Annotated in this window: 11 protein-coding genes; 6 read left to right on the plus strand and 5 right to left on the minus strand. The window is 47.4% G+C overall.

The genetic code is table 11. From position 1 onward, the window contains the following. Window positions 1-11 precede the first annotated feature (11 nt). From ACMXYX_RS05600 to ACMXYX_RS05610, 3 genes are all read right to left on the minus strand, one after another. Window positions 12-2,669, minus strand: coding sequence for a hypothetical protein (locus tag ACMXYX_RS05600; RefSeq protein ID WP_415897862.1), 2,658 nt, complete (start codon window positions 2,667-2,669; stop codon window positions 12-14). Beyond that, entirely contained in the window at window positions 2,557-3,555 is a 999-nt protein-coding gene (locus ACMXYX_RS05605; RefSeq protein WP_415897863.1) for a toxin VasX, read from the minus strand. The genes ACMXYX_RS05600 and ACMXYX_RS05605 overlap by 113 nt, the downstream gene beginning before the upstream one ends. 205 nt (window positions 3,556-3,760) lie before the next feature. Next, the gene (locus ACMXYX_RS05610; protein WP_415897864.1) at window positions 3,761-5,392 is read right to left on the minus strand and encodes a diguanylate cyclase domain-containing protein; all 1,632 of its coding nucleotides are present in this window, start codon (window positions 5,390-5,392) and stop codon (window positions 3,761-3,763) included. Window positions 5,393-5,589: 197 nt separating this feature from the next. On the opposite strand from ACMXYX_RS05610, the gene ACMXYX_RS05615 reads away from it, so the two are divergent. After that, window positions 5,590-6,699, plus strand: a complete 1,110-nt coding sequence (locus tag ACMXYX_RS05615; RefSeq protein ID WP_415897865.1) for an adenosylhomocysteinase — start codon at window positions 5,590-5,592, stop codon at window positions 6,697-6,699. A gap of 124 nt (window positions 6,700-6,823) precedes the next feature. After that, window positions 6,824-7,342, plus strand: coding sequence for an RNA methyltransferase (locus tag ACMXYX_RS05620; RefSeq protein ID WP_415897866.1), 519 nt, complete (start codon window positions 6,824-6,826; stop codon window positions 7,340-7,342). An 80-nt stretch (window positions 7,343-7,422) separates the two neighbouring features. On the opposite strand, the gene ACMXYX_RS05625 is transcribed toward ACMXYX_RS05620, so the two are convergent. Further along, window positions 7,423-8,007, minus strand: coding sequence for a YecA family protein (locus tag ACMXYX_RS05625; protein WP_415881720.1), 585 nt, complete (start codon window positions 8,005-8,007; stop codon window positions 7,423-7,425). Between the two features lie 127 nt (window positions 8,008-8,134). On the opposite strand from ACMXYX_RS05625, the gene recQ reads away from it, so the two are divergent. From recQ to ACMXYX_RS05640, 3 genes are read left to right on the plus strand one after another with little or no spacing between them, the layout of a single operon-like run. Continuing rightward, the gene (gene recQ, locus ACMXYX_RS05630; RefSeq protein WP_415897867.1) at window positions 8,135-10,261 is read left to right on the plus strand and encodes a DNA helicase RecQ; all 2,127 of its coding nucleotides are present in this window, start codon (window positions 8,135-8,137) and stop codon (window positions 10,259-10,261) included. After that, entirely contained in the window at window positions 10,258-10,677 is a 420-nt protein-coding gene (locus tag ACMXYX_RS05635; protein ID WP_415897868.1) for a YqaA family protein, read from the plus strand. Before recQ ends, ACMXYX_RS05635 begins: the two co-directional genes overlap by 4 nt. A gap of 23 nt (window positions 10,678-10,700) precedes the next feature. Further along, complete coding sequence (locus ACMXYX_RS05640; RefSeq protein ID WP_415897869.1) at window positions 10,701-11,501, plus strand: hypothetical protein; 801 nt, start codon at window positions 10,701-10,703, stop codon at window positions 11,499-11,501. A 13-nt stretch (window positions 11,502-11,514) separates the two neighbouring features. Here ACMXYX_RS05640 and ACMXYX_RS05645 read toward each other — a convergent pair whose 3' ends face one another. After that, complete coding sequence (locus tag ACMXYX_RS05645; RefSeq protein WP_415897870.1) at window positions 11,515-11,985, minus strand: DUF302 domain-containing protein; 471 nt, start codon at window positions 11,983-11,985, stop codon at window positions 11,515-11,517. Window positions 11,986-12,211: 226 nt separating this feature from the next. On the opposite strand from ACMXYX_RS05645, the gene ttcA reads away from it, so the two are divergent. Next, window positions 12,212-13,087, plus strand: a complete 876-nt coding sequence (ttcA, locus tag ACMXYX_RS05650; RefSeq protein WP_415898231.1) for a tRNA 2-thiocytidine(32) synthetase TtcA — start codon at window positions 12,212-12,214, stop codon at window positions 13,085-13,087. Window positions 13,088-13,135 lie beyond the last annotated feature (48 nt).

Below are 13,135 nucleotides of genomic sequence, written 5' to 3' on the forward strand. Positions count from 1 at the left end.
CATTAGTCCTGTTACTGTTCCCAGCCAAATTCATCGGCCCACCAGTATTCCCCTTTGGTAAAGCTTGGGGTGGTACTTGGGCTGCCGGCTTCTTTCTCTTTGCTTAACGGAGGGGTGGGGAAGGTATGTTCACCAATCTGTAGCTGGGCCCTTGTATGGAAATGGGCTTGATATTCGTAGGTATAGCTTGTTCCGGGCCAAAATTTACCGTCGTTTTTAGGCACGATATTGTCAAATCGATAGAAAAAAATTTGGCCGTTATCTAGCTCCTGCTGATCGAGTAAAGGCGCGTCCGCAGGGGCCACTTGATCGACGCTCAGCGTTGGTTTAACCGGTCCACGGGTTGTTCGGGTTTTTTTGGTAGTGCTAGTTAAGATTGCCTGCCGTGCATGGAAGCGCAGGGTTTGGTGCTCTGGTTTACTCAAACCGAACAGGTTACTGGTGAGCCAGACACCGTGGGTAATGCCTTTGCCTGTTAATTTCCTGCGTAGCTCGTCGGATAGCTCGATCTGCTCAATCGGATAGGTTTTAATCCGTAGGTTCATAATAAGGTTGATAAAATGCTGCCAGGCCTTGTCCGGTTGTTGCAGATATTTATAGTCACCAGTGTGATCGGGACGTGCTCCAAAGGGGCCGTTTTTAAGCCAGGTTTCCATGGGGCTGTCCTTAAACAACATATAGAGGCCAAAGCCTACTAGGGCAATGGTTAGTCCGATCCAACCCAGAGGGCTCATTAGGAAGGTGGCAGTATAGAGGCTGCCGAAGGTGGATAGGCCAGTACCAACTGCAACCATCGCCATAGCCGCTGCGGCATCTTTATCTTGAGCGGAAATTAACAGACAGGTATCCCATACGGCCACCGCTGTGGTTAAAGCACCACCGACTAAACCTGCAAACTTGAGTCGGCTTATCGTACGTTCCAATTGAAGGTTTAATGATGGGAAAGAGAGAAATCTTGCTGTTGCAGGGGATAGTTTTCGGAAGGTGGCGGTACTTGTTTTCGCCAGCAGTCCGGTCTCTTTGGTTAAAAAGTTTGAAGCATTTACAATAGCAACCCCTAAGTCGACCACCGCACTAACTCGTGCAGTGGTTTTATAGTAGCTACTATGCCTTTCATTAAACCCCGTCATAGTCCTCTGCAAATTAACAATCTCCAGCGCCACAATAATGAAGGGAACCCCTTTCTGTGCGTAGAATTCCCCGGCAGCAGTGCCTGCTTTGCTTTGCGGAGTGAGTTTGTCCGCCAGATCAACCTCTTTGGCTAATTGTTCAACTTTCATTTGGGTGATGGGGTTATCATCCGGTACAACTAGCGCCCGCAGATCAGCTTTGCTGCTTACGGCAGAGCCATGTAGCTTGGTGCCTTTGAGGCTACGTTGATTGGTTGAGGCGAGCAGTTTATCGTTGCTATCCCTGAGTACGCCATAACGTTTACCGGCTGTTTTCTTACGCTGTGATTCGGTTAGGCCAAAACTTAACCCCGCCTTTTTACTGTGAACTCCGACTACATAGGCACCCGCAATTGATTCACCGGAGGTGGGAATATAGGTAGCCTTTCCTATACTGTCTGGTGCTATTAGCTTACTCAGGCGGAGATTGTCGAGGTAGGCGGCTCTGAATTCGACAGTTTCGATCATTTGGCTAAGGCTGGCGCGGGCAGCAGCTTTGTTTTGCAGCGCTAGCATAGCCGTGTAAAAACCACTGAGGACACCATCAGCGGTATTGAGGATACGGCGGCTGATGCCAAAGCTGTCTTCACTGTTTTCGCTGCTTTTAATGTTATCGCCCAGTAAGAGTGCCTGATCACGGTTTTCTATCTGATCATCTAGCAGTAGGGTGTCACCGGCCCAGCGTGCCACATTGTTCGCGGTTGCTAGGCCGCTGCCGTCATTTATTGGTGCTGGTGGGGTGTAGGCTATTTCCAGTGGAACCTGATCCTTAGGTGGGTAGAGCAAAGCATGCAGTGGGTGGAAGATACCTTGGTTGTAGAAATTGGCGATAATGCCATGGCCAGGCCAATCTTGCGGTTGCTGGTTGTCTTGCAGCGGATCGATAGCGGCGAGGTTAAGGCTCAAGGCTTGGAAAGCATTACCGACGAGACGATAGGCACCAGGCGCTCCGCGGTCCAGATTGGTGAAATCCCGCATTGCCGCAGCGGTGGCAGGATTATTAATCGTTTTGCCAAGGTTATTTTGGAATTGCGCCATATCCTTATGACAGCGTTGACGCTCTATTGTGCGTAGTGTGCGCTGAAATACCCCAATCGGGCTGAAGTTAAAACTATCTAAGTGCTTGTGGTTAGGGTTTTCCTCACCGTTTGGCAGTTTATCTGGTACGACAAAACGTTGCACCAGTTCGGCGCTCTTAAAGTATTTCTGCTGACCAGCGTCGTCCATTATATGGAACAGACAGGAGCTAACCTGCATGGCCATAGTGGTGTGATGACGGAGTTCAAATATTGGATCAGTTAACACGATAAGTTTCAGCTGGCGGGTTCTAGCATCTGCTAAGTAGTCGATTGAACTGCGGGCTTGCCAGAGACTGTCTTCCTGACTATCAGCATTTAATTGTTTGTTGTATTGGGCTGCACGGGCGCCGTATTCGTATCGCTGCTGAGTACACATTCTCCAGTGTCGATAGGAGATCGCTGCTGTCTTTCCTGAGAGCATTGACCTCGTAACTTACACTGTCGTATAGATTGTATAGGTGGTTGCCACTGAGGTCGCGATTATAGAGGCTGGGATCGGCAAGTTGTTCTTCGATCTCTGGTTCACGTAGACGCATCGTCTTCAAGGTGGTGTTCAGCTTGTCACCCAGCGTATTAATGCTTTGGTGAGTAATAACGCTAGTACGTAGTTTGAGGGTGGTCCTGTTTTCAGGCTTTTCGAGAAAGTTCAGGTACGCAGCACTCCACTGGACCTCTGAATAGGCAACATATAAACGCTGAGAACTACCGTTTGCTTTAGTTGGCAGCCAAATATCTTTTAGTGGCTTGCCAACAGCTTTGCGCGGCTCTTTCTTAAATGGTTTATCAAAGCCCTCTCGGTGGTGGGAAAGGTGAGTGTCACGAAACTCTGGACCTATATTTTCCTTGTTTATTACCTCAATCTCGCGCCATAACTGGTTGTCTTTAAAAATATAAAGGTAACCATTGCGGATGGGAGCCATATGTTGCTCTGGGTATTGCGCTGGTTGAACGCTAGGAAGAACGGTTAGAGGAACGACCGCCTGAAGATGATAATTCTGTTCGTGATTATGCTCTTTCTGCTGGTATTTCTGCTCATCGACTTTGGTAAACAGGGGCAGTTTGATAGGGCCGCCTTCGTCACATTCAATGCTGAGCCACACGTTGCGTTTTTCGGTTTCAGGTGTCCAGTTCCAGCTAAAAATACTATAGCCAGCGACTTCAACTAACTTCTGTCTAGCTTCGATCTGTTCCTGTTGTGCTTGATCGGTGTGATCGTAGAATTGAAATGACTGCGTGGTATCGTGGCTGACGCCATTGACGCTGATGAAAAAATCGCAGTCTAAACAGGAGCTTTTGGGACGTGACATCTGAATTATTCCTTTAATTCTCAAACCGCCAGGTGACAGACGCGGTGTATAACGCTATTGGCTTCACTGCCTTAGGTATGCGGAGTCTAAGCTATATGCACTTAAGTGTTAATAGGCATTGTTTAGAATGATGGCTGAAATCATAGCCACAGCCGATCTTTGCAGTATTCTTCCTGTATTTAGCGGCGAAAGCCCCTAATCCACCTCACTCAGAAAAATAACAAACCGATGTATCAGCCGAATGCTTAGCCTGATACATCGCCTTATCTGCGCGTTGTATCAATATCTCTGCGCTGCCTGCATCCTCCGGGAAGATACTAATCCCAATACTTGCTGAAATAATATGTTGTGCCGGTTTTAGGTCAAACGGGGCGACTAGGCTGTTTAGGCATTTCTCTGCGACTAAGATCGCTTGTTCGCGCTTTTCGATATCAATCAGGGCCACAAACTCATCGCCGCCGATGCGGGCAATGGTATCGGTGGACCGGAAGCAGTGTTTTAAGCGTTTAGCGACTTCGCGTAGGACTTTATCACCGGTGGCGTGGCCGTATTGGTCGTTTACCGGTTTGAACTTATCCAGGTCGATATAGATAACTGCCAGTTGGCTTAGTTGTCTTTCTGCACGGGAGATAGCACTTTCAAGACGGGAGTAAAAGAGGCGGCGGTTTGGCAAATCGGTGAGTGGATCTTGATAGGCTTTGGTCAGTAGGTTGTCTGCCATTGCACTATGGGTCTTTTCGTCACGTACGATCAGTACAAATTTATTGGATTGTACCGATTGGCCTTGAACCGCGTTCAGGGTGGCGAAATAGGTTCTGTGGTCGTGACTGCAGATCTCACCGCACCAGCTACCATTGGATTCGGTCAGTCTGTCCAGATCGATAGCGTCACGTTCTGGGCTGTATAGCAATTCATTTAGTTGAAGGCTTTGCGTTTTATCTTTGAGCTGAGGGAACTGGTTTTGCGCCGCTTCGTTACTGGATATGATCTCGCCTTCGTCGGATAGAATGATGCAGGGATCTGGGGTGGCATCAAACACTAAGGAGGCGAGGAGTAGGTTCTGCTCGGCTTCACGCTCAAAGGTAACATTACGGCCTATGCCTAGGACCCCCGTCTCTCTTGAATTGCTCTCTTTTAGGGGCAGTTTGTACATATCTAATAAGCGGCGGCGGCCATCTTTGTAGGAAACCCATTCGTCGCAACGCTGTGCTTCTAGGGTTTCTCGTACTTCTTTATCTTTATTGGCAATGTATTCGGCTGAGGTTCTCGACATTAGCTCGTAATCGGTGCGGCCTAAGATATCTTCGGAGGGCGTATCTAGAAACTCTTCAAAGCTTTTGTTGCACAGCTGATAAACCCCTTCAGGGCTTTTGGCAAAGATAAAGTCCGGTACGGCGTTGATAATGGTGTGTAGCAGTTCTTGCTCGCGCTCCAGTTCTTGCTGGGCTTCGATAAGGTCGGTGATGTCGTGCAACACCACCATCGCGCCTAGGTCAGTGATCAGTGAACCGGAGTAGGAGGTGAGCTTGCCTTCAAAGGTATGCTGCTGTTGGCAGATAGAGGTCTGGCTGATGCGAACTTTATGTTTTTTGCCCATAAAGGCTTGTTCGAGCGCGCTTTTGATCTGTTGTTCATAGGCTTCTGTGCCATGAACTTCGGCAACGGTTCTGCCGATAAATGCATCTTTATGAATACCAAAAAAGTTTTCGTAGCCTTTGTTTACCGCCACAAACCTATTGTTTTGATCAACGATGGCAATCATGTCACCGAGTTGGTCAAGCAGAGATAGCTCTGTTTGTGGATGTAGCTTAGAAGGATCGTTCTGTTGTGCGTTCATACTGACCTTGGCATTTTGATCAAACTTCTATTGAGTGAGCAATATCGTTCAAAAGCCTTTTTAGGGGCGGCTACGAATAAAATATTCGTAATGTCTTAAGTAAGGATAAAAGAATAAAACATACGTTTAAATTAAACAATTGTTTGAGATTGGCGCTCCGATAATTTACACAGAGGGATCAACATACTTAGGAGAGAATGATGACCCCTTTATTTATGAAAGCTCGGCATTTTTTTGAGGATATCTGTCCAGCCCAAGATGACACACTAAAACTGGTTGTTGTCACCCATCTACTTGATACTCCACCAGTTTTTTTGGATGCGTTGGAGCAATTTTGCTGTGTAAAAATGGTGTTACCAAAGCCAAAAAGTATAAGCCGCTCAACACTAGAACAGGTAGAACAACGGTTTCAGGTGGTGATTAAAAAGCGCTCTCAGATCAGTTCCGTCGAGGTCATATCAGCAATTTTGAATGAATATATCCCAGAAGGGGATATGATCTTAGTCGATATTGGTGGCTATTTTGCCTCGGCGTTGTCGCAATTGCCTGATCGATTAAAAGCCAATCTGCTGGGCGTGGTAGAGGTCACTGAAAATGGCTTACAACGTTATCTTGAGCATGAGCAACTGCCGGTACCGGTATTATCGGTTGCCCGTAGCCCACTAAAAAGTCCCGAAGATTATCTGACCGGCCAATCGATTGTGTATTCCGCTGAGGCTTTGATGCGTGAATGCCACCAAATTATGAATGGTGGTAATGCGGTGGTGTTTGGTTATGGCAAGATCGGCCGCTCCATTGCTAAGGCGCTGCATGAAAAGAATATTAATACCAAGGTGGTTGAGATCGATCCGATTCGTGCGATCGAGGCGAGATCGCGTGGTTTTGATCTGATCAATAAAGAGGATGCCTTGCAGAGTAGTGATGTGATCTTTTGCGCGACGGGCAATCAATCGCTGAATAATCATGATTTTAACCGCATCAAAAACGGCGCATTTATCTTTTCGGTAACTTCCTCTGATGATGAGTTGGAGCTCAGCCGTGCTGATACCAATTTCTCGGTGAGTCAGGAAACCCAGCATATTGCGCGGTACGAGCGTTTGGGCCAGTACTTTTACTTGGGCAATCGGGGTAATGCGATTAACTTTATCCATAACGCTGAGGTTGGCCCTTATATCTACCTTGTACAAGGAGAGGTGATTAAGGCGATTAACTATATTCGTAGCCAATCTTTGCCAGCCGGATTGGATCAGTTACCTACGCCGGAAAGGCGAGATCTGGCTGAGCGTTGGCTTGCGCACTTTGGTTAACCTGAAAAGTAGTAGAAAAACAGGTGCTCGGTTGTGCTTCCGAGCCTTGTTTTACGTGTTCTCACTGGCCGAAATACTATAGAATCCCTGCTTTTTAGCGCACTATTAAGAAAGCAGTATAAATATGTCTGATAGTCATCAAGCCCATATAGGTTTAACTGATCCCAAAAGCCCTGAGAATGTTGGGGCGATCATGCGTGCCGCGGGTTGCTACAACGTGCAATCTGTTACCTACACGGGTAATCGTTTTAACAAAGCGCAGGAACAAAATAAGCGACTGCAGACAGATACCCGCAATATGCTGGAGCGTATCCCGCTAGATCATATTGAATGCTTTAAAGCGTCGATTCCAAAAGGTGCTAGACCGGTTGCGATTGAGCTGGTGGAAGGTGCGACTTCCTTGATCGACTACGAGCACCCAGAAAATGCTTATTATATCTTTGGCCCTGAAGATCGCTCGATCGATAAAGAGGTCGTGGCTTGGTGTGAAGATGTGATCTACATTCCGACTGTTGGTTGCATGAACTTAGCCGCAACGGTGAATGTTGTGCTTTATGATCGTATTGCTAAGTTAGGCCCGAAAGCGTCTGGAGATGAGTTGATCCGCAGATCGCGTGATCGCAATAATCAGCTTAAGGTTTAACGACAGGCTGTATTGAAAGGCGAGATAACTAGCCTAGTTCGTGAACTAGGCTAGCTTAAGTAAGCGTATAGAAAGCGAACTTACTTATCTGGTGCGTGGAAGTATAGGTACAGATCGATCAGAAGTTCCGGAATCTGCGCGCACATCTCTGCACATAGTTTCTCATCTTCACGAATCTTGTTGATGTCATCTTCTTCAAACAGTTCAGATGCAACCATTACTGGTAGTAGCATCTCAGCTACTTCTTCCTGCTTCTTGCTACCGAACCATTCCTCTTCCTGAGTGAACACACCTTCCATAAAGGCTTGTGACCACCACGCTAGAGGTGAGATATCTTCATCTTCTTCAGCGTCTAGAGACAGTTCGCACGGTAGTTCGATTTCACCGTCGCTGTATAGCTGACCGCCAATCGTGCTGTATAGGCGTTTTAGTAGGCCCATGATCTCAGCTTCTTGCGCTTCTGATTCCCAGTTTGGCGTCTGATCAAAAACCAGTTCCATCCACGTGGATTCATCAAGAGGAGTAGGGCTGATATTTAGCGCGCTAAACAAGCCGTGAACGCCGATAAGATCAAGGCAATCTTCTGAAACAGCATCGGAATAAAGGAAGTCGTCCAGTAGATCCAGTTCTGAATCGGTAAGTGCATTCGCTGAAGTGAGAGTCATGAATATATTCCTAAAAGGTTATGCCGCTGATTTTAACTTGCTTGGTCAGATTTAGCAGTATTTTTTAACTGCTCAATTCAATACGGTTGTCAGTGACAAAGGCACGCGCTTTCTGGATAATCCAGCCATGAATTCAAGCGCGTTACAGATCCTCAAAGAGGTTTTCGGTTACGATCAGTTCCGAGAGCCCCAAGCCGAAGTTATAGATACCCTGGTAAATGGCCAAGATGCCTTGGTGGTTGTGCCTACAGGTGGTGGTAAATCACTCTGTTATCAGCTACCTGCGTTGATGAGGCAGGGCACGGCTATTGTTATCTCGCCGCTGATCGCGTTGATGCAAGATCAGGTCACTGCGCTGTCGCAATGGGGTATTCGTGCAGGGTGCTTGAATTCGAGCATGGATTTCTCTTTGATCAATGAAACCGAGCATCAGTTAAGATCCGGTGGCTTTGATCTACTCTATATTGCGCCGGAACGACTACTTCAGCCGCGCACGCTCTCTCTGCTTCAGTCCTGCCCAATTGCACTCTTTGCTATCGATGAAGCGCACTGTGTATCACAGTGGGGGCATGATTTTAGACCAGAATATTTGCAGCTAAGTCAGTTGGCTCAGTTATTCGTTGGTGTGCCGCGTATTGCGTTAACGGCAACTGCGGATGAGCGCACTCAGCAAGAGATTGTTGAACGATTAGCGCTGACCAATCCTGCAGAGTTTATCCAAGGTTTTGACCGCCCAAATATTCGTTATCGCATCGGGCAGAAAGACAGCGCTAAAAAGCAGCTGTTAAAGTTCCTCAAAGATGAACACCCAAAAGACTCCGGTATTGTTTACTGCCTTTCTCGCAAGCGGGTAGAAGATACTGCCGCTTGGTTATGCGAACAGGGCTTTAATGCGCTGCCTTATCATGCGGGACTCGCGGCAGACCTTCGAAGTCATAATCAGCATCGCTTTTTGACTGAAGAAAATATCATCATGGTGGCGACCGTTGCCTTTGGTATGGGAATTGATAAGCCGAACGTGCGCTATGTGGCTCACTTGGATCTGCCAAAAAGCATTGAAGCGTATTATCAGGAAACTGGTCGTGCGGGCCGTGATGGATTACCTGCCGATGCTTGGATGGTTTATGGCTTGCAGGATGTGATGTTCCTGCGTCAGATGTTGGAAGGCTCGCAAGCGCCAGCAGAGCAGAAGGTAGTTGAGCGCCAGAAGCTAGAAGCGATGCTTGGATTGTGTGAGATCACGAGCTGCCGTCGTCAGGTGCTTTTAAGTTACTTTGGTGAGAAAGATCATCAGCCTTGTGGCAATTGCGATACCTGTTTAGAGCCTGTTCCTGTTTGGGATGGCACTGAAGCGGCACGTAAAGCCTTATCGGCGGTTTACCGTTCTGGGCAGAGTTTTGGTGTGAATCATGTGGTCGATATCCTGATGGGGAAATCGAATGAGAAAACCAAAAACTTCGCCCATGAAAAGCTTTCTACTTGGGGCATAGGCAAAGAACTGGATAAGAACCAGTGGCGCTCTGTTTTCCGTCAGCTGGTGGCTCGTGGATTGTTGGGTGTGAATGTCGATCAGCATGGTGTTTTGCACCTAACCGATAAGTGCCGTCCGCTTTTACGCGGCGAAACCAAAATCCAACTGCGTAAAGACCAGCGTCAGCATACACCTTACCGTAAAAACCAAGTACCGCAGAGCCAGCTGGAAGCTGAAGATTATGCGCTATGGAATGAGCTTAAAGCGGTGCGTAAACGCTTGTCTGATGAGCAGGATGTACCGCCTTATGTGATCTTCCACGATGCAACGCTGATGGAAATGGTGATGTATCGCCCGCAAACCTCAGATCAGTTCAAACGCTTGAACGGTGTGGGCGAACGCAAACTGGACCTTTACGGTGCTGACTTTATTCAGGCGATTGAAGAGTTCGAGGATCAGCACAAAGCCGATAATGTCGCGACTCAAGCGATGGAATCGGTTGTGCTGTATCGCAGTGGCATGACGGTTGATCAAGTCTCTAGGCAACAGCATCTATCGGTTAATGCGATATATGGCCACTTAGCCCAAGCGATCCAGAAAGGCGAGTTGGCGGTTAAGGATGTGGTCGATCTTCCTGAGAAAGAGTTCAGTCATATCGAGCAGGTGATGCTGGAGTGTCAGCAGGAGTTTGGCCAAGCGTTAAAGCCTGTGAGCGAAGCGTTGGCTGGCGTCTATGAAGTTGGGATTCTTCGTTGTATTAAGGCTGGGCTGGAATCCGCGTGAGCGAAGATCTGAGTCTCTCAGCTTTATTCATCAGCGGTTTTATATCGGCTACCTTGTTACCCGGCGGTTCCGAAGTTCTTCTGGCTTGGCAGTTATCCCAAGATGTTCATAATCCGTGGAGCCTTTGGGCTGCAGTGACATCGGGCAATGCCTTGGGCGGTATTGTGACTTTCTTAATGGGCTGGGGAATTGCCCATTACTATCCTTTACGCGCACTATCATCACCTAGACAACAGCAAGCGCAACGATGGCTCACTCAATATGGCCCTGTGGCTTTGTTAATGTCTTGGGTTCCGCTAATCGGCGATCCGCTTTGTTTGGTTGCTGGCTGGTTAAAAACCAATTTTTGGCTTAGTGTACTGATGATCACTTTGGGAAAAGCGATCCGATATTTGATTATTGTGGGCTTGATTTAAGGGATTAATGGGAGGGGCCGTTCGTGGGATTAGTGGCTAAATCGCAACGAAGTACATGGGGTTGGCTACGGTTAATTATTCTGATCCTGGCGTTGATCGTGGTGGCGATGAATGCTTGGCTATCACAGCTACGCTCTACCGATTGGGATCGGCCACTTTGGGTGGTGATCTATCCGATTAATGCCGATCAAGGCGCTGATACTCAACTCTATGTTGATGCCTTATTAGAAGGCCATTTCGACGATATCGAGCATTTTATGGCGCGAGAAGCGCGTCATTACGATCTCCCCCTAGAAACACCGCTCGAAGTTTATCTTGCTCCTCCTTTGATCGAACACCCTCCAAAACCGCCACACAACCCGAGCATGTTAGATAGTGTCTTATGGAGTTTAAATCTGCGTTATTGGGCTTGGCAAAACGATAGTTGGACTGGCTCAACGCCTGATATCAAAGTCTATTTGAAGCTGCATTCGCCTAAGACTCATCAAGTACTGGAACATTCCTTAGGTTTGCAGAAAGGGATGATCGGTGTGGTGAATGGTTTTGCCAGCGTCGATTATCAAGCACAGAATAACTTTGTGACCATACATGAGGTACTGCACACCTTAGGGGCGACCGATAAATACGATCTCAGCAATAACCAGCCGATCTGGCCCGATGGTTATGCAGATCCTGAATTAGAGCCGTTATTGCCGCAAGCTTATGCGGAGGTGATGGGTGGCCGAATTCCAAGGACATCAACCACAGCAGAGATGCCGGAGAATCTTGAGCAGGTTTTAGTTGGCGAAAAAACTGCTCAAGAGATCAACTGGGTTCAGCCTTGATCGTTATTAATGTTTATTGCTCGATAACCGACTTCAATGCTTTAACGATATCCTCTTCAAGTTCAATCAGAAGGTCCTGAGCTGGGCTTTCTGGATTGATCTGGCTTGGGCGTAGGAACTTGATATAGGTGATATCGTTTTTGTGTTGCAGAGTGATAGAAAGAGGGCAGAGCGCGCCCATATCAGGATCTTTGTTAATCACATGGTTAGCGTACCAAGGATTACAGAAGACTAAGCTGCGGATCTCTTCATAACCGTGTTTGTTGTACTCAGCACCCCAGCGGTCTTTATAGTGAGTCAAAGAGCGGCCGATATTGGGCTCGAAGATGACATAAAAACGGCTCTCTTCTAGAGCTTGGCTGATCTCTGTGTGGTTATTATCAAAATCCCCCTCCATCTCAAAAGATAGAATCGGGTTAGCAAAAACAGTGCTGCTTGCTAGCAGAGTTGCCGAGAAAACCAGTCTTTTGATCAGCTTAAGCATTACTTGCTCCAAAGAATCCATTTACCGATGAACGTTCAGTTTAGTGTATCACCGCATCTTAGCCGAGCAAGCGTGAAGGTGTAGGACTTCTTAAGATCATCTAGTGTATAATCTGCGCTCCGAAATAGAGCTGAAGACCATGACTACTAGCAACACCTCATCAATTGAAGATCCTCAACTAACTGACGCCGAAGCTGCTGCAGAGCAGAAGAAGCAGAAAACCCGTATGAACAAGCTGCAGAAGCGTCTGCGCCGTGAGATGGGTCGCGCGATTGAAGACTTCAATATGATCGAAGATGGCGACAAGGTTATGGTCTGCCTGTCTGGCGGTAAAGATTCTTACGCGATGCTGGATATCCTGATGAATCTGCAGCGCAGTGCCCCAATCAATTTTGAGCTGGTGGCGGTGAATCTGGACCAGAAACAGCCGGGCTTCCCTGAGCATGTTTTGCCTGCTTATTTGGAATCGATCGGTGTACCTTTCCATATCTTAGAGCGTGACACGTACTCCGTTGTTAAAGAGGTGGTGCCTGAAGGTAAAACGACCTGTGCACTATGCTCGCGTTTACGTCGTGGTTCTCTGTACGGTTTCGCTGAAGAGATCGGCGCTAACAAAATCGCACTAGGCCATCACCGTGATGATATTCTTGAGACCTTGTTCCTAAACATGTTCTACGGCGGCAAGCTTAAATCTATGCCACCAAAACTGGTTTCGGATGATGGTAAGAACATGGTTATCCGTCCGTTAGCTTATGCGCGCGAAAAAGATATCGCTGCCTTTGCTGAGCTACGTGGTTTCCCAATCATCCCTTGTAACTTGTGTGGTTCTCAGGAAAACCTGCAACGTCAGGTGATCAAAGAGATGCTGCAAACTTGGGATAAAAACTTCCCTGGTCGTATCGAAACCATGTTCCGATCTTTACAGCACGTTGTGCCTTCACACTTGGCTGATACTGAACTGTTTGACTTTAAAGGCTTAAAGCACGGTTTCCCTCACGGTATTGATCCAAACAGTGATACTTCTATGCGTCCGGATAACGCGCCGACAGAAGAAGCGGTGCAGACGTTTAATCCTCAGAAGATCGACGTTCTATCTCTCTAATCTTTCCATTGCTTAATGATGCATGTCCGAAATTGTCGGATATGTGTC

Origin of the sequence: Neptuniibacter sp. QD72_48 (assembly GCF_047778065.1) — a bacterium.
Classification (GTDB): domain Bacteria; phylum Pseudomonadota; class Gammaproteobacteria; order Pseudomonadales; family Balneatricaceae; genus Neptuniibacter.

What these genes read in the sequence shown, in the direction of transcription:
- ACMXYX_RS05600 (WP_415897862.1), bottom strand. Translation starts at nt 2,669, where the DNA reads ATGCTCTCAGGAAAGACAGCAGCGATCTCCTATCGACACTGGAGAATG.
- ACMXYX_RS05605 (WP_415897863.1), bottom strand. Translation starts at nt 3,555, where the DNA reads ATGTCACGTCCCAAAAGCTCCTGTTTAGACTGCGATTTTTTCATCAGC.
- ACMXYX_RS05610 (WP_415897864.1), bottom strand. Translation starts at nt 5,392, where the DNA reads ATGAACGCACAACAGAACGATCCTTCTAAGCTACATCCACAAACAGAG.
- ACMXYX_RS05615 (WP_415897865.1), top strand. Translation starts at nt 5,590, where the DNA reads ATGATGACCCCTTTATTTATGAAAGCTCGGCATTTTTTTGAGGATATC.
- ACMXYX_RS05620 (WP_415897866.1), top strand. Translation starts at nt 6,824, where the DNA reads ATGTCTGATAGTCATCAAGCCCATATAGGTTTAACTGATCCCAAAAGC.
- ACMXYX_RS05625 (WP_415881720.1), bottom strand. Translation starts at nt 8,007, where the DNA reads ATGACTCTCACTTCAGCGAATGCACTTACCGATTCAGAACTGGATCTA.
- recQ (WP_415897867.1), top strand. Translation starts at nt 8,135, where the DNA reads ATGAATTCAAGCGCGTTACAGATCCTCAAAGAGGTTTTCGGTTACGAT.
- ACMXYX_RS05645 (WP_415897870.1), bottom strand. Translation starts at nt 11,985, where the DNA reads ATGCTTAAGCTGATCAAAAGACTGGTTTTCTCGGCAACTCTGCTAGCA.
- ttcA (WP_415898231.1), top strand. Translation starts at nt 12,212, where the DNA reads ATGAACAAGCTGCAGAAGCGTCTGCGCCGTGAGATGGGTCGCGCGATT.